At 68.1% G+C, this 26328-nt stretch carries 24 protein-coding genes and 3 pseudogenes; 10 read left to right on the top strand and 17 right to left on the bottom strand.

Translation table 11 applies throughout. The annotated features are described in order from the left end of the window. Positions 1-16: 16 nt before the first annotated feature. The 7 genes from CG723_RS36300 to CG723_RS36270 all read right to left on the bottom strand — a co-directional run bounded on the left by CG723_RS36300 (position 17) and on the right by CG723_RS36270 (position 7871). Positions 17-952 (bottom strand): pyruvate carboxyltransferase, encoded by a 936-nt coding sequence (locus CG723_RS36300; protein ID WP_100597804.1) that lies wholly within the window; start codon positions 950-952, stop codon positions 17-19. Between the two features lie 9 nt (positions 953-961). Then, positions 962-2605 (bottom strand): AMP-binding protein, encoded by a 1644-nt coding sequence (locus CG723_RS36295; protein ID WP_100597803.1) that lies wholly within the window; start codon positions 2603-2605, stop codon positions 962-964. Further along, complete coding sequence (locus CG723_RS36290; protein ID WP_100597802.1) at positions 2602-3630, bottom strand: LLM class flavin-dependent oxidoreductase; 1029 nt, start codon at positions 3628-3630, stop codon at positions 2602-2604. Before CG723_RS36290 ends, CG723_RS36295 begins: the two co-directional genes overlap by 4 nt. Positions 3631-3637: 7 nt before the next feature. Beyond that, positions 3638-4138, bottom strand: coding sequence for a PaaI family thioesterase (locus CG723_RS36285; protein WP_100597801.1), 501 nt, complete (start codon positions 4136-4138; stop codon positions 3638-3640). After that, positions 4131-5123, bottom strand: coding sequence for an Ldh family oxidoreductase (locus CG723_RS36280; RefSeq protein ID WP_100597800.1), 993 nt, complete (start codon positions 5121-5123; stop codon positions 4131-4133). Before CG723_RS36280 ends, CG723_RS36285 begins: the two co-directional genes overlap by 8 nt. After that, entirely contained in the window at positions 5120-6436 is a 1317-nt protein-coding gene (locus tag CG723_RS36275; RefSeq protein WP_100597799.1) for an MFS transporter, read from the bottom strand. Before CG723_RS36275 ends, CG723_RS36280 begins: the two co-directional genes overlap by 4 nt. 817 nt (positions 6437-7253) lie before the next feature. Beyond that, positions 7254-7871, bottom strand: a complete 618-nt coding sequence (locus CG723_RS36270) for a TetR/AcrR family transcriptional regulator (protein ID WP_100597798.1) — start codon at positions 7869-7871, stop codon at positions 7254-7256. Positions 7872-8182: 311 nt separating this feature from the next. Here CG723_RS36270 and CG723_RS36265 point away from each other — a divergent pair, with 311 nt between their 5' ends. Further along, a complete protein-coding gene (locus tag CG723_RS36265; protein WP_100597797.1) occupies positions 8183-8380 on the top strand; it encodes a hypothetical protein in 198 nt (65 codons plus the stop codon). Positions 8381-8416: 36 nt separating this feature from the next. Then, positions 8417-9031: an NIPSNAP family protein gene (locus CG723_RS36260; RefSeq protein WP_100597796.1), complete on the top strand. Its 615-nt coding sequence runs from the start codon at positions 8417-8419 to the stop codon at positions 9029-9031. On the opposite strand, the gene CG723_RS49380 is transcribed toward CG723_RS36260, so the two are convergent. Then, positions 8932-9390: a DUF6879 family protein gene (locus CG723_RS49380; RefSeq protein WP_351255525.1), complete on the bottom strand. Its 459-nt coding sequence runs from the start codon at positions 9388-9390 to the stop codon at positions 8932-8934. The genes CG723_RS36260 and CG723_RS49380 overlap by 100 nt on opposite strands. Here CG723_RS49380 and CG723_RS36255 point away from each other — a divergent pair. Continuing rightward, positions 9391-9867: pseudogene (locus CG723_RS36255) on the top strand (IS5 family transposase); the annotation flags it as partial. 695 nt (positions 9868-10562) lie between these two features. Here the strand turns inward: CG723_RS36255 and CG723_RS36250 are convergent. The 3 genes from CG723_RS36250 to CG723_RS36240 are packed head-to-tail and all read right to left on the bottom strand — an operon-like array spanning position 10563 to position 13143. After that, a complete protein-coding gene (locus tag CG723_RS36250; RefSeq protein ID WP_234374694.1) occupies positions 10563-11345 on the bottom strand; it encodes an FAD:protein FMN transferase in 783 nt (260 codons plus the stop codon). After that, positions 11338-11769: an FMN-binding protein gene (locus tag CG723_RS36245; protein WP_100597795.1), complete on the bottom strand. Its 432-nt coding sequence runs from the start codon at positions 11767-11769 to the stop codon at positions 11338-11340. The genes CG723_RS36250 and CG723_RS36245 overlap by 8 nt, the downstream gene beginning before the upstream one ends. A gap of 9 nt (positions 11770-11778) precedes the next feature. Further along, positions 11779-13143: a ferredoxin reductase family protein gene (locus tag CG723_RS36240; protein ID WP_100597794.1), complete on the bottom strand. Its 1365-nt coding sequence runs from the start codon at positions 13141-13143 to the stop codon at positions 11779-11781. A 172-nt stretch (positions 13144-13315) separates the two neighbouring features. Here CG723_RS36240 and CG723_RS36235 point away from each other — a divergent pair, with 172 nt between their 5' ends. The 3 genes and pseudogenes from CG723_RS36235 to CG723_RS36225 form a co-directional block, all read left to right on the top strand. After that, positions 13316-14047 (top strand): response regulator transcription factor, encoded by a 732-nt coding sequence (locus CG723_RS36235; protein ID WP_100597793.1) that lies wholly within the window; start codon positions 13316-13318, stop codon positions 14045-14047. Beyond that, positions 14044-15468 (top strand): sensor histidine kinase, encoded by a 1425-nt coding sequence (locus CG723_RS36230; protein WP_100597792.1) that lies wholly within the window; start codon positions 14044-14046, stop codon positions 15466-15468. Before CG723_RS36235 ends, CG723_RS36230 begins: the two co-directional genes overlap by 4 nt. A 22-nt stretch (positions 15469-15490) precedes the next feature. Next, positions 15491-15907: pseudogene (locus CG723_RS36225) on the top strand (alpha/beta hydrolase fold domain-containing protein); the annotation flags it as partial. Here CG723_RS36225 and CG723_RS36220 read toward each other — a convergent pair. The 5 genes and pseudogenes from CG723_RS36220 to CG723_RS36200 form a co-directional block, all read right to left on the bottom strand. Further along, positions 15882-16175, bottom strand: coding sequence for a hypothetical protein (locus CG723_RS36220; RefSeq protein ID WP_159032618.1), 294 nt, complete (start codon positions 16173-16175; stop codon positions 15882-15884). The pseudogene CG723_RS36225 and the gene CG723_RS36220 sit on opposite strands and share 26 nt — an antisense overlap. A 50-nt stretch (positions 16176-16225) precedes the next feature. Then, positions 16226-16720 carry a Dps family protein gene (locus CG723_RS36215; RefSeq protein WP_100597789.1) on the bottom strand — a complete coding sequence of 165 codons (495 nt, stop codon included), beginning with the start codon at positions 16718-16720 and terminating at the stop codon, positions 16226-16228. 268 nt (positions 16721-16988) lie between these two features. Beyond that, positions 16989-17660, bottom strand: a complete 672-nt coding sequence (locus CG723_RS36210) for a TMEM175 family protein (RefSeq protein WP_100597788.1) — start codon at positions 17658-17660, stop codon at positions 16989-16991. Between the two features lie 129 nt (positions 17661-17789). Then, positions 17790-18505 (bottom strand): annotated as a pseudogene (locus CG723_RS36205) (HD domain-containing protein). Positions 18506-18540: 35 nt separating this feature from the next. Then, on the bottom strand, positions 18541-19308 hold the full coding sequence (locus tag CG723_RS36200; protein ID WP_199842030.1) for an SDR family NAD(P)-dependent oxidoreductase: 768 nt from the start codon (positions 19306-19308) through the stop codon (positions 18541-18543). Between the two features lie 703 nt (positions 19309-20011). Between CG723_RS36200 and CG723_RS36195 the strand changes: the two genes are divergently transcribed. Then, the gene (locus CG723_RS36195; RefSeq protein ID WP_159032617.1) at positions 20012-20875 is read left to right on the top strand and encodes an NAD(P)-dependent oxidoreductase; all 864 of its coding nucleotides are present in this window, start codon (positions 20012-20014) and stop codon (positions 20873-20875) included. Between the two features lie 201 nt (positions 20876-21076). Beyond that, positions 21077-22024: an NAD(P)-dependent oxidoreductase gene (locus tag CG723_RS36190; RefSeq protein ID WP_100597786.1), complete on the top strand. Its 948-nt coding sequence runs from the start codon at positions 21077-21079 to the stop codon at positions 22022-22024. A 147-nt stretch (positions 22025-22171) separates the two neighbouring features. Here the strand turns inward: CG723_RS36190 and CG723_RS36185 are convergent, their stop codons facing one another. Next, positions 22172-22969, bottom strand: coding sequence for a VIT1/CCC1 transporter family protein (locus CG723_RS36185; protein WP_100597785.1), 798 nt, complete (start codon positions 22967-22969; stop codon positions 22172-22174). 269 nt (positions 22970-23238) lie between these two features. Here CG723_RS36185 and CG723_RS36180 point away from each other — a divergent pair, with 269 nt between their 5' ends. Both CG723_RS36180 and CG723_RS36175 read left to right on the top strand, forming a co-directional pair. After that, positions 23239-24666, top strand: a complete 1428-nt coding sequence (locus CG723_RS36180) for a Dyp-type peroxidase (protein ID WP_234374692.1) — start codon at positions 23239-23241, stop codon at positions 24664-24666. A gap of 82 nt (positions 24667-24748) precedes the next feature. Then, the gene (locus CG723_RS36175) at positions 24749-25804 is read left to right on the top strand and encodes a YVTN family beta-propeller repeat protein (RefSeq protein ID WP_159032616.1); all 1056 of its coding nucleotides are present in this window, start codon (positions 24749-24751) and stop codon (positions 25802-25804) included. The last annotated feature ends 524 nt before the right edge of the window (positions 25805-26328 follow it).

Genomic DNA, 26328 nt, shown 5'->3' with positions numbered 1-26328 from the left:
AAGCTCGTGGTGGCTGTCACCAGGCGAAGGCGAGTGGCTTGCCGGGCTCGGCCGAGCCCGGTACGCAACCGGCGTGGCGGACGAATCCCTTACCGGGCACGCCGATCTCGCTGGTGAGCCAGTTCGCCGTCTCGATGAGGCGGGGCAGGTCGATACCGGTGTCCACCCCGCACAGTTGGAGCAGTTGCACGGCGTCCTCGGTGCACAGACCGCCGCCGCGGGTGCCGGGCATCGCCGGGTGGCCGCCGCTGCCGGCAAGGGAGGTGTCGATGGCGTGGATGCCGAGTTGGAGGAGTGGGAGCAGGGCGGCGAGGCCCATGCCGCGGTCGTCGTGGATCTGCACGGTCAGGTTCCCGGGCGGCACGTGCGCGAGCGCGGCGGTGACGAGTTCGCGGATTTGGGGCGGTGCCGCGTACCCGGAGGAATCGGCGAGGATCCAATGATCCACTCCGATGTCGAGGAGCCGCCGGGCCAGCGGTTCGAGATCCTCGCCGCTGCGGGCAGCGCCGGTGGGTCCACCCCAGGCGAAGATGATGTAGGTGCCCAGCACAACATCGTGGTCTGCGGCGAACGCGGCCATGCGCTCCAGTTCGCGCAACGATTCCGGCGTGGATCGTCCGGTGTTGGCGCGGGCGAACTCTTCGTCGGCGGACAGCAGGAAATACGCCGTGTCGGCCCCTGCGCCGACCGCGTGGGTGAGCCCGCGCGTATTGCCGACGCAGCAGCCGAGGCTGAGCCCGGGCACCCGTGGCACCCTCGCGAACACCTCCTCGGCGTCGGCGAGGCCCGGTACGAGATCGGGACGGACGAAGGAGGACAGTTCGAACGCGCGGACGCCGGCGTCGATGAGCCGCCGCACGAGTTCGATCTTTACCTCGGTCGGGACCACATGGTCCTGGAAGGTCAACCGGGGCGCGATCTCGCGGATGCGTACTGCGTCGGGTAGGGACATGGTGGTTCCTCAGACGTGGCGGGTGGGATTGAGTCCTGCGGCGAGCGCATCCCAGGCATCCGCGCGGCCCTGGTCACGCAACTGGTGTTTGCGTACCTTGCCGTTCGCGGTGGCGGGGAGCTGGTCCACGACGCGGAAGTAGCGGGGGACCATGAAGTGCGGCATCGACCGGTCGCAGTGAGCGAACAGTTCCGCGTAGTCCAGCTCGTGTCCGAGGTCGAGCTGCACGACGGCGAGGACCTCGTCCTCGCCCAGCTCCGACGGCGTGCCGATGGCGGCGGCGGCCACGACGCCCGGATAGGCCAGCAGGACCGACTCGACCTCGTGGGAGGAGATGTTTTCGCCGCGGCGGCGCAGGGCGTCCTTCTTGCGGTCGATGAAGTAGAAGTAGCCGTCTTCGTCGGTATAGCCCAGGTCTCCGGTGTGCCACCACAGATCCTTCACGGTCGCGAGCGTCGCCTCGGGGTCGTGGTGGTAGCCGGAGAACATGATGTTCGCCAGGCGGGGCCGATACACGATCTCCCCGGCCTGGCCGGGCGCAGCGCGGTTCCCGGACTCGTCGTGGATCTCCAGGATGGTCGACTCGGTGGGCCGGCCCAGCGAGCCGACCTTCCGGGCGCTGAGTGGGTTGTAGAGAACGTTCTTGATCTCGGTGAGCCCGTAGCCCTCGATGATGTGCACGCCGAAGCGCTCCTCGAACGGATGCAGCACTTGGGGTGGGGCGGGTGCGGCAAACGCCTTCGTCGCCTGGTGGTGGCGGTCGCGGTCGGACGGGCGCTGCGCCAGGAGCATCGGCAGGATGGAGCCGAGCGCGTTGAACTGGGTGACCCGGTGGGTGCGCAACTCGTCCCAGAACCGGCTGGCGCTGAACCGACGCCCGAGGACCACGGTCGACCCCGCGTACAACGCGTGCATGCTTATGTTGATCTGCGCGGCGCCGTGGAACAGAGGTAGGCACGTGTAAAGCCGCTCATCGGCAGTCGTGGCCATCTGCATCGCGCACTCGCGCGCGGCGACCAATTGCATCAAGTGCGGGTGCACCACGCCCTTGCTCCGCCCTGTGGTGCCGGAGGTGAGCATGATCGCGACCGGGTTGTGCGACGCGACGCGGGGGAGCTCTGCCGCCGGGTCGCCTGCCGCGAGCAGGTCGCTCCACGTCTGTACCGTCACTCCGGGCGGGATGCGGCGGGGACGGTCATTGTCGAGCAGCACGACGGTCTTGAGCGTTTGCGGTACGTCCGGCAGGTCGGCGACGAGTTCCAGCAAGGCCGCTTCGGTGACCAGCACGCGCACGTCAGTGCTGCGGAGCGCGTGGTCGAGAAAGGAGCCCTTGTAGGCGGTGTTGATCGGGACTTCGACGAGGCCGGCGCGGGCCGCTCCGAGCCAGGCGAGCAGGTATTCGGTCCGGTTGGGCAGGAAGATCCCAACCGAGCTGCCCGGGGCTGCGCCTGTCGAGAGGAGACCGCGCGCCACGTCGGTGGCTGCCGTGTCGAGTGCGCCGTAGGTCAGTTCGGTGTCTTCGCAGACGAGTGCGAGCTTGTCCGGATGTTCTGCGGCGCGGACAGTGAGGAGGCCGCCGACAGTGCCGTCAGCGAGGTCGGGGAAGTCCTCCAGGCCCCGGGCGCCATTGCCCGGGGCGGTGGTTGCCGTCATGCCAGCTCCTTCTTCACCCGGGCCAGGAAGCCCTCCAACGACGGGTCCCAGGCCGCTTCGGCGCCGGTCGTCACGAGAAAGGTGTCAACCCCGAGCTCCCGGTACCTGGAGAGGGTGTCCAGGACTCGCTCCTCGGTGCCGACGAGCGCCTGGGAGTTGGCGAACCCGCCCAGCAGCTTGGTCAGCCCGGTCCAGAAGCAGTCGTCGTGCAACTCGTGGTCGGTGAGTGCGAGGGCTCGTTGCCGCCCGACGGAGGTGTCGGTCGACGACGAGCGCAGGAAGGTGGGGGTTCCGGCGGCCTGGGCGATCTGCCGCTCCGCGGCACGGGCCTGGGACCAGGCATCCTCGTCGGTGTCACCGATGAACAGGCGCAGGCTCAGTGAGAACCGCATCGGGCGGTTGTAGCGCTCGGCTGCTGCAGTGACCCGGTCGATGCGTTCCTGGGTGCCGGCGAACGGTTCCCCCCAGAGCATGTACAGGTCGGCGTGCCGGGCGCCGAAGTCCACGGCGTCGGCGCTCTCGCCACCCATGAAGATCGGCACCTGCCCCTGCACCGGCTTGGCCTGCAGCTTCACTGCCTCGGCCGTGTAATACTCGCCGTGGTGGTCGAAGGGCTCGCCTTCGGTCCAGGCGCGGCGGACGATGTCGAGGTACTCGACGGCCCGCCGGTAGCGTTCGGCCTTGGGCAGGTCATCCGATTCGCGTCGCAGGTCCTTGTCGGAGCCGCCGACGACCACATTGATGGCCAGCCTCCCGCGGGCCAGCACGTCGAGGGTGGCGAAGTAGCGCGCGGCGGCCACCGGTGCCATCACTCCGGGGCGGTGCGCGACGATCGGCGAGAATTTTTCCGACATCGCCAGCGCAAACGGTGCCGTGGCGTGGTTGTGCGGCCAGGTGGAGGAGTACCCGACGAGGACCCGGTCGATGGCCTTCGAGCGGTCCAGTTCCTGGATCCTGGACATCATTTGGTCGGGGTTGGTTTCGCCGCCCTGAAGGGGCTGCAGCCCGGTGAAGAATTGGACCATGGTGTCCTCAGCTTTCTGCGTGGGATCCGTTACGGACGAGGGGTTGGCGGGCGAGCCAGGCCTCGTGCCGGGCGAAATGGTGCGGGTGGCGCGTCCGCAGCTCGGCTCGGGCGACGGCCAACACTGTTCTGGCGAGCGTCATTTCGGCGGAGACCTCCCACTGGCTGCCGGCGTGCCGGTCGATCCGCGCGAGCACTTCCACGGGCTGCTCGACCGGGACCGGACGGAGGTAGGAGATCGCCAGTGACTTGGTGACCAGCCGCGGTTCGACCCGTAGCCCGACGACGCTGAGTACGTCGTCGAAGACGGCGGCCGTCCAGCCGCCGTGCGCGACGTCGGGCCCGCCGTGCCAGGACCGGGGGCAGACGACGTCGAATCGCACCTTCCCGTCCTGCGCGTCGGCGATCTCAACGCCCAGGCGGCAGGCGTCGTGCGGAGCGCAGCCGCCGCACAGGAGCCGGCCCGACGGGGAGGGCTCGATCGCGAAGTCGTCGGGTGCCTCAGACACTTGTGGCCTCCTCGCGCAGCGCCGCGACCACCGCTTCGGGCACATCAATGGTGCCGCGCCGCAGCGTCTCGTTGCGGCGGGCCACCGAGCCGTCGAACGGCACCCGGACCGGGCTGCCGGCCTCGACGGGACGGGTAGCGCGGATCGATTCCGCGAAGGCCGTGACCCGCTGTCTGTAGTCGTCGGGATCGGTGAGCGCGCCGGGATCGAACAGCACGACGAAGAAGCCGCAGTCCGAAATACCGGGCGGGTCGGCGGCCGCGCCGGTCATCATGCCGAGCAGCTGGACGACCAGAGCGAGCCCGGAGCCCTTGTGGCCGCCCCACACGCCGAACGCGCCCTCGAGCGCGGCGGCCGGGTCGAGCGTCGGGATCCCGGCGGCGTCGTACGCCTGGCCGGGCGTCAGCTTCTCCCCGAGCCGCGCCTTCAGCGTCGCCTCCCCGTACATCACGGCTGAGGTACCGATGTCCCAGATGACGGGAGCAGGCGTGGCCGGGAAACCGAAGGCGATGGGGTTGGTGCCGAACCGGGCCTCGGTGCCGCCGTGCGGCGCCACAAGCGCCGGCGCGCTGCCTGCGATCATTCCGGCGAGCCCGGATTTCGCGGCCTGCTCCAGGTAGTACGAGAACATGCCGGTGTACCAGGTGTTGCGCGCGCCGACGACCGCGATCCCCTGAGTGCGGGCCTTCTCCACGGCCAGCTGCAGGGCGTGCATGCCGACGAGGTAGCCCACCTGGTCGCCGCCGTCCACGGTGGCGGACACCGGGGTCTCGGCGACGACCCGGATCGGCTGCGGCGGTACGTCGGTTGTGCGAATGCGCTCAGCTATGGACAGCGCGCGGGCGAGCCCTCCGAAGGACAGTCCGCGTAGTTCGCAGTCGAGCAAGTGGTCGGCGATGGTCTCGGCTGACTCGGCGGAATGCCCGTGGGCGGTCATGGCGGCCGCGACGAGTGCGCGGGCGTCGGGCAGGGTCAGGGTCGTCATGAACTGGCCTCCGCAGAGAGGGACATGGGCGAGGGGGAGGGCTGGAGGTGCCGTCTGGTCCGGCGGGTGAGAGCAAACGCGGCGATCGCGCTCACGGTGGCCGCGGCCAGCAGCAGGTAGGCGGGTGAGCGGCTGTCACCGGTCAGCTGGACCAGGACCTGGCAGATGAAGACGGCGGAGCCGCCCAGGGCGGCCACGGCGATGTTGTAGGCCACCGCGACGACGCTTCCGCGCCTCCGGACCGGGATGAGTTGGACGTAAGTGATCGGCGCGATGCCCGAGTAGAACGCTGGGCCCGCTGACAGCAGTACGGTGCAGACGATCACGAGCCACAACGGGGGCGCAGTGGACAGCACGGCGAACAGCGGATACGTGACGATGAGCACGGTGAGAGAGGTCGCCAGCAGCACTCTGGACCGGCCCTTCCGGTCGGACGCCCGGCCACCGGCGATCACCAGGAACAGGCCTATCAGCAGCGCGAAGGCGATGACCGAGGTGGCGGTGAAGGGGGACAGACGCAGCCGGATGAGGTAGCTCTGGACGTAGGTGTAGGTCATGTAGAAGCCGATGATGTGCAGCACGGACACCCCGACGAGGAGGAACACCCGGGCCCACTGGTCGGTAACCTTGACGTCCTGTTGCGACGGTTCGTTACGCGCCGCGAGGAACTCCGGGGTCTCGCCGAACCGGCTGCGCAGGTAGAGGCCGATCGCGCCTATGGGCAGCGCGAGCAGGAATGGCACCCGCCAGCCCCATGCGAGCATCTGGTCATGTGTCAGCGCCGCGTTGAGGAAGAGCACGACGACGGCGCCGATGAGCAACCCGGCGAGACTGCCGACCTGTACGCGGCTCGACAAGGCCCCGCGCCGGTGCGGTGGGGCGAACTCGGCGACGTAGATGATCGCGGTCGTGTACTCGCCGCCGCCTGCCAGTCCCTGGGCGAAGCGCAGCAGTACGAGCAGGACTGGCGCGGCGATTCCGATGGTCGCCGTCGACGGCAGCACGCCGATGAGTGTGCTGACTGCAGCCATTAGCAGGAGCGACGCGACCAGGGCGGGCCGGCGGCCCAGCCGGTCGGCGATCGGCCCGAAGACCAGCGCGCCCGCCGGGCGGGCGAGGAAGGCCGAGCCGAACACCGCGAACGACGACAGCAGTGCGGTCTCAGGAGTCGAAGCCGGGAAGAAGGCCTTCGCCAGGACGGTGGCGAGGAAGCCGTAGACGGCGTAGTCGTACGTTTCCACCGTGTTGCCGATCGCCGCCGCGAGCGTCGTACGTCTCAACGTTGCGGCCGGGATGTCCACTTGAGGGGTCATGACACGCCTCTCCATTGAGGTTTGGGATGACGGTCCGCTGGGTCAGGCGGCTAGTCGCGGTGCTCCCTGCCGGAGGAACCGCAGGGGGAGGTTGTGGGCGTCGGCCGCCGAACCCTCAATACGGCCGACCGGGCCGCTGCGCCGTCGCAGCCCAGGTCGGGCCGGAACCGCGCCTGGCCGGGGCCTGCAGGAAGAAACCCAGAAGTCACGGTGATGTAAGCATGCTGAGACAATATGAGCAAGTGGTGCTTGATGCAAGCATGCTGATAAAGCCGCCCGGGCGGCCTTGCTCGCCGGCTGGACACGCGATGCCGCAGGTGCTGGGCTGTTGAGCCGGATGCTCCGACAGGCCCCTTGCTTCACGCGAGCTCGTCACGGTCATGACTCCGCACCCCCTCCGGCGCTGGACGACCTGGGCCGTGTTGGCCGAGCAAGATCTGGCCGAGTGGGCGCTCCGAAGTCCGGCGGCCGTCAGTCACCTTCCACCAGAATCCGACAGGCCACCTCACCGGTGACACGGACGACGGGGCGCCACGGAGAAGCTCGTGGCGGGCTTCGCGCGAGTGGCGCCGCCTTGCACGGGGATCGCGGCCTGCCGCAGCTGCTGACCGACCGCGCGTAGGTCCGTGGCCCGCTTCGCCACCTACGGACGGCGCCTCTCTCCCGGCTTCATGCGCTGTGCGAATACCGTGCACGCGCCGGGTTCGTTCCGGTCCACCAGGCGGGCAGTCGCGCCAGGACCCAGGTCCTTGGTCGACCTGCCCACTTGGGCGCTGCGTATAAACGCGGCTGCCGCGGAGGCGGCGCCGGGTGCAACTTAAGGCTGAGCCGCCGGAGCGAGCAGGCCATGCAGGGCGTACTCCACCAGCTTGCGCCCCTCATCGCGGGCGAGCGATCCGTGCCCGGACAGCAGGCGGAACACCAGCGGGCCCATCAGTACGTCCGTGGCCGTCGCCGCGTCCACGCCCGGCCGGGTCAACCCTGCCTCGGCGGCCCGCCCCCAGCACGGCTCCAGTGCTCTCCGGCGGGGCGTCAGGAAGAACTCGTGGAAGTACGGTGCGGCCTGCGGCTCGGTCGCGCAGGCTGCCAGCAACTGCCCGAAGAGGGCGCCTTCCGAGCTGGTGTAGTAGGTCAGCAGATCGGCCGCGTAGGTGACAAGGTCGTCGATGGGGCGGCCGGTGTCGGGGAGTACTACCGCCTTGGCGGTGTCGCGGCCGAACGCCTCCGCGATGATCGCGGCCTTGCAGGGCCAATGCTTGTAGATCGTGGCCGTGCTCACGCCGGACCGGCCGGCGATGCGGTCGATGGTGATCGCCGGGATGCCGTCCTCGCGCATGAGTGCGCTGGTGGCCGTCAGTACGGCGTCATGCGCTCGGGCGCTGCGCGGGTGCCGGGGCCGTTTCGGCGCTCCGGGTGTTCCGGTAGGGGTGTTCATTGGCCTGCCTCCCCTCTGGGGTTGCGTCGAAACTAAAGTACTGTTTCACTTTAGTTCTTGCATGGCGTTGCCGCAATCCTGCCGCTGTCAGGCGGCCGCGCGAACCGCCGGAGATCAAGAAAGGCAAGGCCGTGCCGCACTTCGTCGTCAGCTATGTCCACCGTGACCCCACCGGCTGGGCGCGATACCTCGATGCGCACCTGCGGTGGCTGGTTGGGTGAGCGGAGTCGGGTCAGCTGCGCGCTTCAGGGCCGACCACCCGCACAGAAGCGACGCCGGGACAGCCAGGCCAGGCGTGGGAGCGCACCGCGTTGCCAGTTTTCGCAGCGGCCGATCAAGAGGAGCTGTACAAGATCGTCGCCACCGACGCACACCTGGCGGAGGGGCAGGTGCAGGAGATGACGTGCACTCGGTGGGACCCGATCTTCGGGGTGCTCGGTGAGGAGTCGAGCCGCGCCGGCCTCAGCGACGCCCAGCTGTTCGAGCGCCTTGCGGAGCTCACTCAATAAGAGAAGCAGGATGGAAACCACCGGGAGACGCCCACCATGCTTTACGAACTCGCCACCTTGTCACTCGACCTGTACTCGGTCCCGAAGGCGTTGTCCGCGCTGGAGGCCTACACCACAAGCGATTCCACCGGTGGCCAGCTTCTCGGCTGCTGGGAGCCAGAACACGGCATCATCGTCGGGCAGTTGCTCCTCCTTCGCGGCTTCGAGAACGCCGAGGAACTCAGCGAGGAACGAAGGCGCCTCCTCACCAGCTCGGACCCGTTCGGCATCGGGCAGCATCTGACCGCCTTCCAGGTGGAAAGCTACGCTCCGTTTCCCTTCCTTCCACCGGTCGAACCCGGACGCTACGGCTCGGTATACGAGTTCCGCACCTACCACCTCAAAGTCGGGGGTCTCGTTCCCACGATGGCCGGATGGGAGGCCGCAGTGCCCGAACGCACCCGCCTCTACCCACTGACGACCGCGATGTACGGCCTGGACGGCGTCCCCCGTATCACCCACATCTGGCCTTTCCCTGACCTCAACGCCCGGCTGGAGATCCGCCGTGATTCCTACGAACGTGGCATCTGGCCCCCGCAAAACGGTCCGGAGAACATCGCCCACGCCACCTCCACGATTGCCCTACCCACCCCCATCTCCCCGCTGTCCTGACCGGGTTTGCCCCGAACCGCTCGGCCGTCGCGCACTGCCGGTCTCGCTCGCGGATGGGCGAGCGGCCAGGCTGCCTCCCGGACGCGGCAGGCGGCCCGCACCTCTTCCGGATCGTCTCGCGGTTCCATGCTGAGCGAGGTGGACCCGTCTTGGTGGAAGCGGCCGAGGAATCGGTCATCGAAGAGCCAGTAGTCCCGCATGCTGACGCCGAGATGGGGTGGTGCACCGATGAGCGCTTCTATTAGGGCGTGTCCGATGAGTCGGAGCCCAGCTGGCGCTGAGGACTGCCGCTGAGTTCCAGGTCCGCGGCTCCGTAGTAGGCCGCTTGGCCCGGTTCTTCCGGATCTCGAACATCCCACCCCTCAAGGCAAGGTGTTGCGACGACCGCTAGAACTCAAGGGGGCAAGCCGGGTTCCAAGATGCACGTCCTGTCGGACGCGAACGGACTGCCCCTCATCGTCGGTCTCTCCGCCGCCAACGTCCACGACAGCCTCGCGCTGAAACCCATGGTCGCAGGTCACCAAACGAGACATGACCCCTACCGCGGACGCTACTTCAAGCCACAACGCCTTCACGCCGACAAGGCCTACGACATCACTCACCTGCGGCGATGGCTCCGGGGAAAGTACATCGGGGTCGGCATCGCCCGCAAGGGTGTCGAGTCCAGCGAACGATTAGGGCGCCGCAGGTGGGTGATCGAGCGGACGATGTCGTGGCTGACGGGCTACCGCAGACTCAGCCCTCGTTACGAGCGCCAACCCGCCAACTACCTGGCCCTTCTCGGCCTCGCCGCAGCCCTCTGCTGCTACAAACGGCTCCTCAAACTCACCATGTAGGACACCGTCTAAAGCGGAGCACGGCGTCCGCGGCTGGCAGTGAGCCGTCGCGCAGCGGAGGCGGGGCAGCAGACCCGGCCTCGTAAACACGTCAAGCGCGTGCTCACCGTCTCCGAAGCCAACATCGGCCGTCTCGGCGATTGTTTCCCGCCTGGCACTACACAGACACGTCCCCCAAGGCCGCCCAGCCACTTCCAGCAGCTCCGTCAAGGCTGACGGCCTAGAGATCACCAACATCATCCAGGGAAGAAAACAGATCCAGCGGCATTTCCTGCCCCCGTCCGATCTAGGCCCAGATCGTCTTGCCCTGACGGTCGTAGCGCGGAGCCTTCAGCCAGCATTTCGGATGCTATCGACGGAAGGTCCACTCTGCTACCGGCCGTACGCGCGCACCGCTCGCCACCAATTCTCCTACCCGAGACCAAGGTTGCCGAATGGGAATTAGCCTCTCGCCGCCCCTTGCGAGTCACCACCACACGTATGCCACCAGCAGCGAATGTTTCTAGCCCTACGACGCACCTGCACCCCATCCGGCGTTCCGCTGGCCATGACACAGGGCTGGACGCGAGTCGAGCGACGGGCGACTGGAAGATTCCGGTCCGCGCCCTGCTGCGGACCATAGCGCAACGGCTCAATGCTAACGAGCTCGTGCAGCTTCTCCCCATGAGTGCATCAAAAGACGAGAAGTTCGGATTCTAGATCCCGGCCGGGATCCGCTCGTAGCGGGCGAATCCCGGTGTTTGCCATGTCTGGCCGTCGGGCCGGACCGCGAGTGCCTCGTACCCGTCGAGGGAGGTGAGCCAGCCCCGCGCGTCCTCGCCTCGGGCGAAGGCGGCGGTGGCGTAGGCGTCGGTCATGGTCAGGCGGGGGCCTACGACGGTGAGGGAGGCGAACGTGGTGGCCGGAGCGCCGTGGTGCGGGTCGTAGATGTGGGCGCCGCGTTCGGCGACGCCCGACGTGGCGATCGCGAGGTCGGTGTCGGCGGTGATGACAGTGAGCAGTTCCTTCGGGCGGAGGGGATGGGCTATGCCGATCCGCCAGGGGCTGTCCAGGGTGGCCCCGCCGCGGAGTTGGAGGTCACCGCCGCCGTTGACGCATGTGTGGTGCGCGCCGGCTTCGCAGAGGAGTTGGGATGCTGTTTCGGTGGCCCAGCCCTTGACGAGTCCCGAGGGGTCGAGGGTTCCGGCGGGGGTGATGCTGAACCATCCGTCGCTGCGGTGGGCGGCCCGCGCGCACAGGGACAGGGCCTCGTGCACCTCGGGCGGGCAGTCGGCAAGGCGGATGTCCCCGCGGTCGAGTCGGCTGATGTGGCTGTCTGGCCGGTAGGTGGAGAAGACGGCGTCCATCCGGTGGAGGTGACGCACGGCCTCGGCGAGGGCGCAGTGGATGGCGGGGGTGGGCGTGTCACGGATGTCGAACGAGAAGACGGTGCCCATGACGTGCTCGACGTGGTGGAGCCGAGTGGCGGTCTCAGGCATGGGCCTGGTCCAGGGCGCTCTGGAGGGACTGGATGTAGCCCTGGCTGGTGTAACTGGCGCCGGAGACGGCGTCGATGTGCGCGCTCTGCGCGCCGAGCGCTTCCTGAGTAAGCCGGGGAAGTGCGTAGGAGGCGATCTGCTGGTCCCGGCCGTTCTGGTCCGGGGCCCGCAGCACCTTGATCGCGGTGATCTTTCCCTTGGCGAGGGTGACTGCCACCTGCACGGTTCCGTACTGGGTGTCGATGGGGTCCCCGGCAAAGGTGCCCGTTCGGGTGGCGCTGCCTGCCGAGGTGGACGGGGATGCAGCGTCCGAGGGTGTGCGCGCTGCGCCGCCGGCGACGGTGGGGAGCTGGTGGGGTTTGAGGGCAAGCAGCGTGACGATCAGGGCGCTGATCCCTGTGGTGGCGAGGACGGCACGGCGCATGTCTTCTCCTCAGAACTCGAACGACTCGTGGTGGATGCGGCGTGCCGGGACTCCGGCCTGGCGCAGGGCCGGGATAGCGACGCGGGTCATGCCGGGCGGCCCGCACAGGTAGACGTCGTGCGCTGCCAGATCGGGCACCAGCGCGACCAGGCCGCGGGCCGTGAGGGGGGAGGAAAATCCAGCGGGTTCGTCGACGACGTAGCGCACGGTGGCCCGGCGGTGGGCGGCTATCGCGTCGAGTTCCGCGCGCAGGGCGAGGTCGTCGGAGCGGCGGGCCCGGTAGACGAGGGTCACCTCGCCCGGGAGCGTCTCGAAGAGAGCGCGCAGGGGTGTGATGCCGACGCCGCCCGCCAGGAGCAGGACCTTCGGAGCGGTGCGGCGCCTCGCCGTGAATCCGCCGTACGGACCCTCGGCCCAGACCCGGGTGCCGGGTGCCAGGCGGGCCAGTGCGGCGCTGTGGCCGCCGGCCTTCTTCACCGTGATGCGCAGGTGTCGCGGGTGCGGCGGGGCGGAGAGGGAGTAGGGGTTGGCGGTCCACCACAGGCCGCGGGCCAGGAAACGCCAGCGCAGGAACTGTCCCGGCTCGGCTCCCATCTCGTTGAGGTGTTCTCCGGTGAGGTGGACGGAGACCACGCCCGGCGCCTCCGGTTGGACGGCGGCGACCCGCAGGCGATGGCGTAGCCCGCGCCGGACGGGGACGGCGAACCGATACCAGGCAACGAGCGCGGCCACGCTGAGGAAGAGCGTGTACCAGGCGGCCTGGGCGGTGCGGTTCCCGACGAAGTCCGCGCCGTTGGAGAGCTGGTGGCCGAACGTGAGGAAGACCGCCAGGTACGTGGCGAAGTGCAGGTAGTGCCAGGTCTCGTAGCTCACCCTGCGGCGGGCCGCGCGGGCCGAGAGGACCCCGGTGGCCACGAACAGCAGAAAGCCGACTGTGCCCTTGAGGAGGTCGGGGTAGTTCAGGACGAGCGTGGAGGTCTGGCTGACCACGTCCGTGTGGGAGGTCAGGGAGTAGCCCCAGACGATCAGCAGAGTGTGGGCGAGCATCAGAGAGATCGTGCAGCGGCCGCCCAGTGCGTGCCAGCGCGCGAGGCGGTCCGTGCCGATCGTGTGGTCCAGGAGCGGGACGCGGGCCATCAGTGCGAGCAGCACCGCACAGGCGTATCCGGCCAGTAGTCCGGTGATGCGTCCCGCGCCCGTCAGCCAGCCGGCTGGGCCCACCACCGAGTTCGTGTCGCTCCACCACAGGGCGAGCACCCCGGCGGCCCCGGCCCAGATCACCAGCGGCACCAGGGTGGGCACGACGCTGCGACGCGGGCGCCGGTGGCGCATCCCGCCGCTCGTATGCGTCGTCGTGTCGAATGTGGTGGTCATGGCACTCCTCCGGAGGGGACCCGTTCCGGCGATGGGCGGCCCAGCCTCACAGCTCAAGCTCTGTGAACCCTCTGAAACGGCTCGGGCAGCCGCCCTCAGAGCCGATTCAGAGGAAACTCAAAGACACCCGCTCGCCTGTGCTGGGTCCTCGTCGGGGGATGCTGAAGGAACCATGAACGAGCTGCCCACGACATCCCTGCACCGCGCCGACGGAGGACCCGTGCGGGTCCTGGTCGTCGACGACGAACCCGACGTCACCGATGTGCTGTCCGGGGTCATGACCGCGGAGGGCTGGCAGGTGCGCACCGCGGCCGACGGGGCAAGTGCACTCGCGGCCGCCCGCGACTTCAGGCCCGATGCGGTGGTCTTGGACTGGATGCTGCCCGACATCGACGGGCTGCAAGTGCTGCGGGCGCTCAGACACGACGAGCCCAGGGTGTGTGTGCTCTTCCTGACGGCCCGGGACGCGGTCGAAGACCGTATCGCGGGCATCACCGCGGGCGGCGACGACTACGTCACCAAGCCCTACAGCCTGGAGGAGGTCCTGGCCCGGCTGCGGGGGCTCCTGCGGCGGGCCGGGCTGACCGCTGAGTCGGGCGCGAGCCAGCTCATCGTCGGCGACCTCACCATGGACGAGGAAGCCAGGGAAGTACGCCGTGCGGGATCAGTGGTGGAGCTTTCGCGCACCGAGTTCGAACTCCTGCGGTTCTTGATGCGCAACCCGCGCCGGGTGCTGTCGAAGGACCAGATCCTCGACCGGGTCTGGGCCTACGACTTCGGCGGGCGCGCCCACATCGTCGAGCTGTACATCAGCTACCTGCGGAAGAAGATCGACGCCGGGCGCGCCCCGATGATCCACACGGTGCGCGGCGTCGGCTACGTGCTCAAGCCGGGCCCCGCATGAGGCGCCTGCCGCCGCGTACGCTGCGCGGCCAACTCACCGCCGGCCTCGTCGCCCTGCTCGCCCTCGCCTGCCTCGCCGTCGGGATCACCACCGCCCTGGCCCTGCGAGGGTTCCTGATGGGGCGCCTGGACGAGCAGCTCGTCACGTCAGGCGGCCGGTTCCCCGCGAGCCTGGAACACGAGGCCGAGCCTGACTCCGACAACCGCCCCGACACCCGGGGCCAGGCCGACGACACCTTCGGTGCCCGCCTCCTGGCCGGCACCGTCACCCAGGCCGCCGTCGTCGACGACGCCACCGACCGCCCCATCGACCTCACCTCCGAGGACCGTCGCACCCTGGCCGCGGTCCCCACCGACGGGCGGGGGCACAGCATCCGTCTCTCCACCCTGCGTAGCTACCGCGTCATGGCCTTCCAGGGCGACGACCAGGACACGCTGATCACCGGCCTGTCCCTGCGCCCCGTGGAGGAGACCGTTCACCGCCTCGAAGCGGTCGAGACGGTGCTGTTCGGCGCCGCCCTCGTGATCACCGGCATCGCCGGTGCGGTATGGGTACGGATCTCCCTGCGGCCCCTGCAACGGGTCACAGCCCGGTCGGCAGAGGTGGCCGGACTACCGCTCGCCAGTGGAGAGATCGCCATGCCGGGGCCGTTGCCCGACACCGATCCCCGTACCGAGGTCGGTCAGGTCGGCAGCGCCCTCAACCACATGCTCGGTCACATCGAGAACGCCCTCACCAGCCGCCAGGCCAGCGAGGAACGCCTCCGGCACTTCGCCGCCGACGCCAGCCACGAACTCCGCACTCCCGTCGCCAACATCCGCGGCCACGCCGAACTCGCCCTGCGCCACTCCGGCCCCGTCCCCCAAGAGGTCCGGCACTCCCTGGAGCGCATCGGCAGCGAGTCTCAGCGCATGACGCGTCTCGTCGACGACCTGCTCCTGCTCGCGCGCCTCGACGCCGGACGTCCCCTCGAACACGAGCCGGTCGATCTGACCCTGCTGATCCTCAACGCGACCGACGACGCGCGCGCCGCGGGCCCCGACCACCGCTGGCTGCTCGATCTGCCCGAGGAACCGGTCACCGTCACCGGCGATGCCCACCGCCTTCAGCAGGCAATCGGCAACGTCCTCGCCAACGCCCGCACCCATACCCCGCCCAGCACTGAAGTGTCCATCACCCTCACCAAAGGGCCGGCCGATGTCTGCCTGAGCGTGAGCGACAACGGGCCGGGCATCCCCGAAGAGCTCCAGCCCGAAGTCTTCGGTCGCTTCGTCCGCGCCGATCACGCCCGCTCCCGCAGCACGGGGAGCACCGGTCTCGGCCTCGCGATCGTCCAGGCCGTCATCACCGCCCACGGCGGGACCACCGTCCTCAGGAGCCGCCCCGGACGCACCACCATCCGCGTCACGCTCCCGATCTGAGACCGTCCGGCACGGCGCCGCCCAGACCATCCGTCAGCGTGGCCTGCCCCAGCCCCTGCAACTGGTGCTCATCAGCCCGGTGCTGGACGTGTCCAAGGCCAATCCGGCGATCGCCTCAATCGCGCGGTACGACCGGGTGCTCAGTGTCGAGGGCAGCACGATCGGCGGCCGGCTCTACGCCGGAGAACGGGGCAGGAAGGATCCCCTGGTCAGCCCGCTCTACGCGGATCTCACAGGGCTCGCCCCCACCGCGGTCTTCACCGGCACCCACGACATCCATAACCCGGACGCCCGTGACTTCGCCGCCCGCGCGCGGGACGCCGGCGTCGCCCTCGAATACCACGAAGAACCCGGCAACCAGCACGCGTACGCACTGCTGCCGACCTCAGAAGGAGCCGCAGCCCGCAACCTCATCACCGCACTGGTCGCCAATCGCTAGATGCGCCGACGACCTTGAAGTCCTGGCTGACGAAGACGTGGTGTGGCCAGTTCACGCCGATGTAGTGGACCTCGTACTCGCCGCTGCTCAACTGCACCGCACGGTCCACGACGCCCCCGGGGTAGGCGGCCGGCGCAGCCTCCGTCGCCTTGTTCGCTGCCCTTCCGCCGACGATCGTGCCCGACCCCTCCGTGTAATTCGTCGGGATCTGACCGGCCTGCTTCGCCTTGCTCGGTGCACCTTGCTGGAAGGGGACCACCCCTGCCACCGAAGAAGCCGCGGATCCTCCGCTGCCAGTCGGTTCCGGGGGAAACGGCATCAGACGGATCGGTTTTCCGCGCTGACCATCCAGGCGTGCTTCTCCAGGGAACCGATGATCGCGTGCAGCAGGTCGGCCGTGGAGGGATCCTCGCTATCGACCTGGTCATGGAGGGTCCGCAGGCTATCGACGGTGGCGCGCAGACCCACGGTGACAACGCCGACAATGGCGCTCACGCTCAACTCGCCCTCCGGGAACGGGGGGAGGGTGGTGGTTGCTGCCACGGTGCTGGAGCGGCCGTCCGGACAGGCCGCGAGAGCGCGCATGCGTTCGGCGATGGTGTCGGCCGCCTCCCGGGCGTCGTCGACGACCTCATCCAGTTGCAGGTGCAGGTCCCGGAAGTTGTGGCCGACCACGTTCCAGTGGGCCTGTTTCCCCTGGAGGTGCAGTTCGACGAGGTCCACAACGATCTGTTGCAAAGCTTGGGCAAGCTGCGGCGAGGCCGTGAACCCGGCGACATCGGACTCCGAACGTCGTGCAGAGGAAGAGGTCATGGCGTCTTTCCTTTGAGAGCACAAGGGAGCGGGCAGAACAGGAGGCTTGTTGGCCGACCCCATCCAGCCTACGAAGGTCTCTCTCTGTCGCCACCGGGCGTTTGTCGGTCCGCATGTCCGAATGCGTCTGTCGGCACTGCCCCGCCGGTCGGCGCGCACTCACTCGAGGTCTCTGGACCACGGCACGGTCATCCGCTCGGACGCATCCATCCGGACCGCGCGGTGTCCTGGTGCCGTCCGCGACACCAGGGCAAGCGCTGACGGCACCTCATTGCTTGGGCGGCGGGCGGCGCCCGAAGACTTGCAGCTGGGCGTAGCCATGGCTCGTGATGCCGTAGAAGAGCGGTAGAAGTACGAAGATTGCGAGCGCGAGAGCAGGGATGGTCAGCACGCCGATAAGGCCGGCGGCCGCGTAGAGCAGGGCCCCTACGAAGGCTCGAAGGCGTTCGCCGTGGAAGAAGGTCTCCTCCACGCTGTCTTCGAGGAGCTCGGGGTGGCGGAAAAGCACGTGGAAGAAGATCATCCAGCTTACCCATAGCATCGCGCCGATAAGCGCATAGAGGCCGACGGCTACACGGTCGTCCGGGGGGTTGCCCTCCGCGATGGCTTCAGAGACGAGCGCGGTGGGCCAGGGCAGCAGCGCAGTGGAGAACGGCACACCGAGGTTGGCCCAGTGCAGGCCACGGGTCATGGCCTTGATGCGCTGGAATGCCGCCTTGTGGTTGAGCCATACGACAGCGATGTAGAGGTACGAGGCGACATAGGCCAGATAGGTTGGCCACTGGTTGAGCAGCTGGGTCAGCAGGCCACCCGAGGCGATTGGGGGAGGCTTCAGGTGGAGCACCAGAAGCGTAATGACGATCGCCAGGACGCCGTCGCTGAAGGCCTCGGCGCGCCCTGTGTCCGAATGCGGAACTTCCTCGTACCGGCGCCGTGCCACGAGCGTCTCCTTCTGAGCTTATTCCGCTTTGGCGGACACCATCAGCGCAATGGTCAGGTCGCCAGGACGGCCTCCTATCCGGCCGCTGGACTGCGGTAGCCGGACCGGATGCCAGTCCGACACCCTTGCCTACAGCTGGTAGTTCATCACCCAGCACCAGGTACTGCCCCCGCGCTCGAAGCCGGGCACGTAGTGTGCGAGCACGTCGCTTTGACGTCGCCGAACGTGGTCTGTGGCTTGGGCCGGATCCCGTCGACGAACGCCTCCAGGATGCGCGGCTTGAAACCGGGGCGCGGGTGCAGCGCGACGACTGCGGTGCTCCGCCTCGTCGATGTCGTGGTAGCCGATGCCGAGGGCGTCGTGCTCCACGCCTGCGGTTACCAGCGCCACCTCCGGTTCCATGAACTCGGGGATGCCCAGGCGGTGTGCAGGGCGATGACGGTCCACACCCGTCGGATGCTGTCCTCCGGTACCTGGTGGGCCTGAAGGAAGCGGCGGACCTCATCGGCGCTGTCCACCTCGAAGCGCCGCCCGCTTCCGTGGAAGGGTTCGTTCAGGCCCAGGTCGTGGAACATGGCCGCGATGTAGAGCAGCTCGGGGTCGAAGCTGAGATCCCGGTTGCGCCCTTGGAGGCTGCCGAAGAAGTACACACGGCGCGAGTGGTCGTAGATCAATTCACTGGTGCTGTCCCGTACAAGCTCGGTCGCCTCCCGCGCGAGCTTCGAGTCCGGCACACGGACCCCGGCCCGGGTGGAGGATCGCAGCCACGTTCTCCTTCGGTCTGATGGTCTGTTGGTCTTCCCGGCGACACTTCCAGTCCGCGAATCACCAGATGGGCGCGCCATGGCTGTGCGGCCGCATGGCCCACTGTGTTTCCTGGTCAGAACCAGCCGCCGTCGGCCTGGATGGTCCGGCCGGTGATGAACGAGGCCTCGTCTGACACCAGGAACGAGACGACTGCGGCGATTTCAGCGGGCTGGGCCATCCTCCCGAGCGAACTGGCAGTACGGATGACGGTATGGAAGTCAGCGTCGATGTCGGGGTGGACATACTGGGAAGCCGCATGGTCGGACATGTCGGTGACAGTTCCCCCCGGTGCGATGGCATTGATGTTGATGCCGCGCCGGCCGAGTTCGGGGCTGAGGTTGAGCGCGATGCATTCGACGGCGGCCTTACTCGACGCATAGAGGGCGTGGTGAAAGACCGCCTTGTGGGCACTCCCCGATGACGTCAGTACGATCCTCCCTCCTTCGCCCATATGCCGTACCGCGTTCTGTACGGCGAAGAACTGGCCCCGTGCGTTGATGGCGAAGACACGGTCGAAGTCGGCGGGGGTGATGGCTTCCAGCTTGCCGAAGTGCTCGATTCCGGCGTTGCTGGCCAGGATGTCGAGTCCGCCAAGAGCGTCGGCGGCCTCATCGGTCAGCCGCTGGATCTGGTCCGGATCGCTGACGTCCGCTTTGATCGCGACCGCGCGGCGGCCATCGGCGGTGATCTCGTCGGCGAGTGCTTGGGCCGCGTCACTGCTGCTCCGGTAGTTGATCGCCACGTCGGCCCCGTCAGCGGCGAGCCTGTGGGCCACTGCCGCGCCGATCCCTCGTGCGCCACCGGTGACCAGGGCCTTCCTGCCTGCCAGCTTTCCGCTCATCGGTCGTCTCCCGTCACGGCGATCCGGCGGTCGTGCCGAATAGAGGTAGCACGGTGTGCGTGCCCCAGAACTCAGGGCAGCAGGTGACTTTTTCACCTCTCATACGGCGGCAGTAGGGGGGCCTGCCGTGGTCGTTCTCGTCACGCGGGCGCGTCCATGTTCACCACCGGGCCATCGGCACCAGAATTGCCCGGCCGAAGCCAGGGCGCCACTCGGAGGGCGGCCCAGCCCCGCCTGCCGCAGGTTTTCCAGCCGCCCTCATAGTCATTCAAGCTGGCGGTGTGGCGGCGATGAGGTCGGCTAGGCCAGAGGAGGCACGTGGCCAGGCGTATCGCTGCGTCCCGCCGAAGGCGGTCCTGAGGGCGCTATGCCCTCACCGGAGAACCGGGTGTCGGGCGGCGCGGGGCTGGTCTTGGCCTCCGGCCTTCCTCTGTGGGTTGCTGACGGGAATTCGTGGCAGCGCGGAAGCCCGCCGAGCAGTGAGGCTCCCGCTGGAGGATCTTTGCTCTCGCTCGGTGAGCGGTTGCGGCATTGCGCAGGATGGAGGAACTCGAGCGGGTTGGGGGCCAGACCAGCGGACGCCACCGTCCTGCCCGACTTGCCGATGTTCGGCTCACTGCTCGTGAAGGGCGCTGCGTTTCTTTGCCAGGGAAGGCCCCGGTGCCAGCGGATGATGAACAAGGGGAACAGAAAGGGATCTTCCATGTCTCACGCTTCCACCGTCGCTGTTCTCGGAGCAGGCGCACTCGGCGCCGCGATGGCGATGCGGCTCGGAGAGAGTGGCCACGAGGTTCGGCTGTGGAACCGTACGGAGGAGAGGGCCCGTGCGGTGGCGGAGCACGCTACCGGGGTCACGGCAGTGAGCGCGGTAGCCGATGCGGTCTCCGGCGCGTCCGCAGTCCTCACTGTGCTCCGTGATGGCGATGCGGTCGCGGGGGTCATGTCAGATGCCATCGGCCGGCTCGACAACGACGCCGTTTGGGTGCAGGCGAGCACGGTAGGGCCGCGGAAAGCCGACGCGCTGGCCGGTCTGGCGCGTGATCACGGTGTTGCGTACCTCGACGCGCCGGTCTCGGGAAGCACCGCTCCCGCACGGCAGGGCAAGCTTGTCTGGCTGGTTGCCGGCCCCGAGGACGTCCTTGCACGGGCGCGTCCGCTGCTCGACGATCTCGGCTCGTCTGTGCTTCACGTCGGGACGGGGGTCGAGGGAAACGCCGTCAAGCTTGCGGTCAACGCCTGGATGGCTGCCTCGACGGTCGCCATGAGCGACGTCCTCGCGCTGTGCGACACCCTCGGTGTCGACCACGCGACGTTCGTCCGGGTGCTTGAGGCAGGCCCGCTCGCCATGCCGTACGAGTTGCAGAAAGTGCGCGTCATGGACGACGCCTCATACGCCCCCGGATTCGCGGTGCAACTCGCCCTGAAGGACATCGAACTGGCCGCGGTAGCCGCCGCCCCCAGCGCTCTGCTTCAGGTCGTCCGAGACCGCCTGGAAGCAACCGTCGCAGCCGGCCACGACACCGACGACCTCGCCGCCGTCGACTACCTCAGGAAGCCACCGTCGTAGTCCGCCTGCAGGCAGTCGTTCCGGTCCCGGCCGTACGAGGGTCACCGGAGCAGTAGCAGAGCGGCGGCGTTCAACGACGACCTGTCAGACGCTTCCGCAAGAGATCTCGCCCGTCGCCTCTTTGTCGGTCGTATACCGCGTCCGGTCGGTCAGCTGCGGGGCCGCATCGGTCGAGCCGTCTTCCAGGATCGAGGTACAGAAATGACGATCGCCGCCCAGAACCGCCCGCGTATCGGCTGGATCGGTGTTGGCCGCATGGGCTTCCAGCTGGCTGCCCTGCTGCTGGATGCGGGGCACGACGTAGCCGTCTACAACAGGGCCCGCGCCAAGGCCGAACCGCTGGCTGAACGGGGAGCGACGATCGTCGACCGGCCGGTAGATCTGGCCGATCGGGACGTCGTCTTCACCATGGTGACCGCCTCGGCTGCTCTGGAAGCGGTCACCACGGGCCCCGACGGTGTGCTGACCTCGCCGGATGCTGCGCCGGGGGTGCTGATCGACTGCTCCACGGTGTCCACCCAGGTGTCCGCGCTGATCCGGGACGAAGCCGCCAAGCGTGGGACCGACTTCCTGGCCGCCACGGTGAGCGGGAACCCGAAGGTGATCACCGCAGGCAAGCTGACGGTCGCGGTCTCTGGCTCGCCCGAGGTGTTCGGTCAGGTTGAGCCGTTTCTGGCTCTGCTGGGGCGCGGGGTGACCTATGTCGGCGAGGGCGAAGTCGCCCGTCTCGTCAAGATCGCGCACAACGTCTTCCTCGGCGTCGTCACCCAGTCGCTCGCCGAGATCACCATCCTCGCGGAGAAGGGCGGTGTCAGCCGCGCCGCCTTCCTGCAATTCCTCAACGACTCCGTGATGGGCTCGGTCTTCACCCGCTACAAGTCGCCCGCGCTGGTCAACCTGGACTTCACGCCGACGTTCACCATGCCGCTGCTGCGCAAGGACTTCGACCTGGGGCTCTCTGCGGCCCGCGAGCTGGAGGTCCCGATGCCACTCGCCGCCGCAGCCGCCCAGCTCGTCGCGGCTGCCATCGGCGCGGGGCATCTTGAAGAGGACTTCGCCTCCTTGATCCTCGAGCAGGCCAGGAATTCCGGCATCACGCCGAAAGCCGAGAACGTGCCAGTGGACGACGGTCTGTCACCGCAGACCTGATGATGGCGGTGTCGCCGCGGTCGGCGAGTCGCTGTGCCAGAACCCGTCCCAGGGATCCGTTTGCTCCGACGATGATCGACGTGGACACGAGACAGGGGCTCCCTTCGACGGACATGCAGCCAGTCAGGGGTCTTATGAAGACCACCTTCAACTCACCGCGTCTCCTGCCAAGGCACCCAAGGCATAAGTCACCGCCGATGCCGCGGCAACAATGAGCAGTTGACGCGCTGCGGTCCAGGCCACACGGCGACGAGCGGAACCGATGCCGAGTACCGCGCCGACGGCAAGCGAGGCGAGGGCTGTCACAGCCGCGGAGGCGGCCACCGCCGGGCCTCCAGCGGTAAAGAACCAGGGCAGCAGCGGCACGAACGCACCGACCGCGAACAGGAGCAGCGAACTCATTGCGGCGACTATAGGCGAACCGGTTCCCTCGACGCTGACGCCGAACAGGATGCGCAACGCCGTCTCCCGAGTGGTGCGTTTGGCCGTGGCGACTCCCCAGCTGGCCCGAGTCGCGGTCTCGACATCGAGGCCACGGTCACGCATACCCTGAGCCATGTGCGCCAGCACAACAGGCGGTGAATGTGTCCACGCCCGGTGCAGCGCATCCTCCATCCCGCCGGCGATCTCCCTCTGACCACGCAGGGAGACCCACTCACCGGCCGCCATCGACAGCGCACCGGCAAGCAGACTGGCCAGTCCCGACAGTCGTACCGTGCCTGCACCGGCATGTGCGCCGGCCAGGCCCAGGATCAAGCACAGGTTGGTGACCAGGCCGTCGTTGATGCCCAGTACGGCAGCCCGGATGCCGCCGCCGGCCACCCGGCGCGCAGTGCGGCCAACCGCACCGAGTTCGGCCTCCGCGACCGCGTCACCCTGCACGCTGCGCTGGGATGGATCCCAGCGCGGCGCGAGCATCGACCAGTCGGGGCCCGTCGACTCCATGCCACAGCCTCCCTCGCCACCTGTCGGATCAAGCTACGTCGCAGCCATCCCGAGCCGGCGATCCGCCAGCGAAGCGGAGTGTCGTGCCGCTGCCCGCACGGCACGGAGGACCTCCGGCCTTTGCTCTGCTCGCCACCACGCGCTCCACAAGCTCCGAGCGGACGCACGACGTCGACGGTGGAGGCTTCGCCACCTGGCGGCACTGCGAGCGACATCAGCACGCGTGGCCGATATATTCCATTTTGTGGCCAGCCATGTAACTGGCGGTGATGCAGGCGCTGGTGGGGCTGCCGCATGCAGTCGTGCGCCCGCTCGGCTTTCGCCGCCGGACCGGCTCACGGAAACCGCTCACGCAAGTGCCGTACTGCTGCCACCTGGCTCACCACCTGAGGGAAACCATGACCAAGGAAAGACATACGAGCGTGGATGACGGGTGGAGCGGCGGAGGGTGCCCGGCGAGCGCCCTTGCTCGGCGGTCGCTTCTTCAGGGCGCCACCGCGGGTCTGGCCGGAGCGGCGGGCGGGATCGCCTTGGGCGGGGGCACGGCGCTCGCCGAACCGGTGGCCGAGACCAAGCGCACGCAATCCCGCGTGATTCCCTTCCACGGCGTTCACCAGGCCGGCATCCTCACCCCGCCCCAACAGGACGCAATTTTCCTCTCGTGCGACGTGACCGCCACCGACCGCGCGGAGCTCACCGAGCTGTTCCGCACACTGACCGCGCGGGCCCGATTCCTGACGGCGGGCGGCAGGCCCCCGAAGGTCCCCCCGACATCGACGCCATCGGACAACGGCATCCTGGGACCCACGGTCGTACCGGACGGTCTCACCATGACCGTCGGAGTGGGCGCCTCACTGTTCGACGACCGCTACGGACTGAGCGCGCGCAAGCCGGCCCAGCTCGTCACCATGACACCCTTCCTCCACGACGACCTCGATCCTGCCCTGAGCCAGGGAGACCTGCTGATCCAGATCTGCGCCGACCACCGGGACACGACGGTGCACGCGCTGATCGACATCCTGACCCACACCGCATCCGCGATGAAGCTGCGCTGGCGCATCGATGGGCAACGCAATCCGGAACGCCCCGTCGGCGTCCGGCGCGACTGGTTCGGATTCAAGGACGGCATCTCTAATCCGGACACCACCGATCCCGCCCAGATGACTCAGTGGGTCTGGGCCCAGCCGAAGTCCGGGGAACCCGCCTGGGCCGAGGGCGGCACCTATCACGCGGTGCGTATCGTGCACTTCCACATCAAGGCGTGGCAGAAGGTGCCCGTCGCCCAGCAAGAGCGGATCTTCGGCCGCCGCAAGGCGAGCGGCGCACCCATGTATGCCGTGGGCGAGAACGCCACGGACCTCCTCGACCCCATCTATACCAACGACCCACAGGGCCTGATCACCCCGCTGAACTCACACATCCGCCTTGCCAATCCCCAGACCCCGCAGACCGCGCCGACCAGCACCATCCTGCGTCGCAGTTACGACTACGACCGCAGCCCCAATCCGCCGGAACTGGACATGGGGCACGCCTTTGTCTGCTATCAACGCGAACTCAACACCTACATCGCCATGCAGAACCGGCTGGAAGACGAGGCACTGGTGCCCTTCATCACGCCGAAGGGCGGGGGCTACTTCTTCGCACTTCCGGGAGTCCGCGACAAGAACGACTACTACGCCCGCGGACTTGTGACCTGATCCCGGCCCATGCCGCCGGGCGGCCGTCGACGATCTGACGCCTGGTTTCGGACCGAACCTTGCGATGCACACAGGAGGCGAGATGTTCTCTGCCCTGCGGTCCCGGGCCAGTAATGGCTGCCGACGACCCCCCAGGACGGCCGGGCCCGCCCTCGCGGCGGCCATCGGGATCCTGCTGACCTCATGTACGACCGCCGGGTCGGCCGACACACATGCCGCCGCTACGACGCCCGCGCCCGTCGGACCCGGCTCCGGATCCGACGGCCGTGTGTATGTCACGAACCAGCAGGACGACACTCTCTCGGTGATCGATGCCCGCACCTACAAGGTCGTCGCAACCGTGAAGGCCGGCAAGGCACCCGAAGGTGTCGCGGTGGCCCCGGACGGCAGGCACGTATACATCGCCAACAACGGTTCGGCCCAGGTGTCGGTGCTCGACACCCGCACCAACAAGATCACCACGACCGTGCCGGTGGAGAAGAGCCCCACGGGTGTCGGCCTCAGCCCCGATGGTAGATCCCTCTATGTCGCCAACGGGGGCTCGAACACCGTGTCGGTGATCGACACCCGAACCAACCGGGTGGCCGCACGCATCCCGGTCGGTAAGTCCCCGGTGAGCGTGACCTTCAGTCGTGACGGCAGTACGGCCTACGTGGCCAATTCCGGGTCGGGCAGCCTGTCGGTCATCAACACCCGCACACGCAAGGTCACCGGGAACCTCGCCGCGGGGCACTCTCCTGTGGGCGTCGCCGTCACCCCCGACGGCAAGTCGGCATACGTCGCCGACGAGGTGGCAGCACGAGTCCTGGCCGTCGGAACCCGCACCCGCAAGGCGACTGCCGTACCAGTCGGCGAAGGGCCCTTCGACGTGGCGATCGGACCAGACGGCAAGTCGGTCTACGCCGCCGTTCTCGGCCCGGGCCAGGTATCCGTGATCGACACCGGCAACAACCGGGTCTCGTCGACCATTTCCGTGGGCCCTACTGGAACCGACCCGTTCAACATCGAGGTCACACACCAGGCGGTTTACGTCACGGAACAGGCCGCGGGCACCCTCACGGTCATCGACCCCAAGTCCAACAAGGTCGTCGCCACGGTCACCGTCGGCTCCAGCCCCTACGGCGTGGCAGTGGGCTGAGCTTGTCACATTCCTGCGATCACCCAACCCGAACGAATCACCTGCCTCGACGTACGCCGACGCGACCGCCTCGGCGTCATCCACGAGTACCAACATGTGGCCTGACCAGCGTGGACGAGGTTAACGGCACGCGCACCGTCACGCGCCTGATCGGTGGTACTTCTTATCCGTAGCCGAAAGCGCAACCGGCTGCAGTGACCGTGCGAACCGAACCCGTCCGTTATCGATCAATGCTTTGACCTGCTGGTGGGCTGTTGGCAGTTCTCGACGTTAGTCATGGTCGAGCGCCCTTCCACGGCCTTAGGAGGGCCCGGGAGGGCGCTCGTGCATTGCGAAGACGCCTGCCTTGTAAGTTCGCTCGAGGTCCGCTCCGGCTGCAACCGCTCGCTGACACGGCGGCCGAACAAAGACGCTGGGGTGCGTTTCCATCCGGCGTCGTTGATGTCAGCCATGGATGTCAGAGACCTTCTGATCCGTAGCTCTAGCCAGTTCGGTCAGCGACGGTCATTCCGGACGCTTCGAGG

This window comes from Streptomyces sp. CB01635 (genome assembly GCF_002803065.1).
In the GTDB taxonomy this organism is placed as follows: Bacteria; Actinomycetota; Actinomycetes; order Streptomycetales; family Streptomycetaceae; genus Streptomyces.
This window is presented reverse-complemented; position numbering and strand designations above follow the sequence as displayed.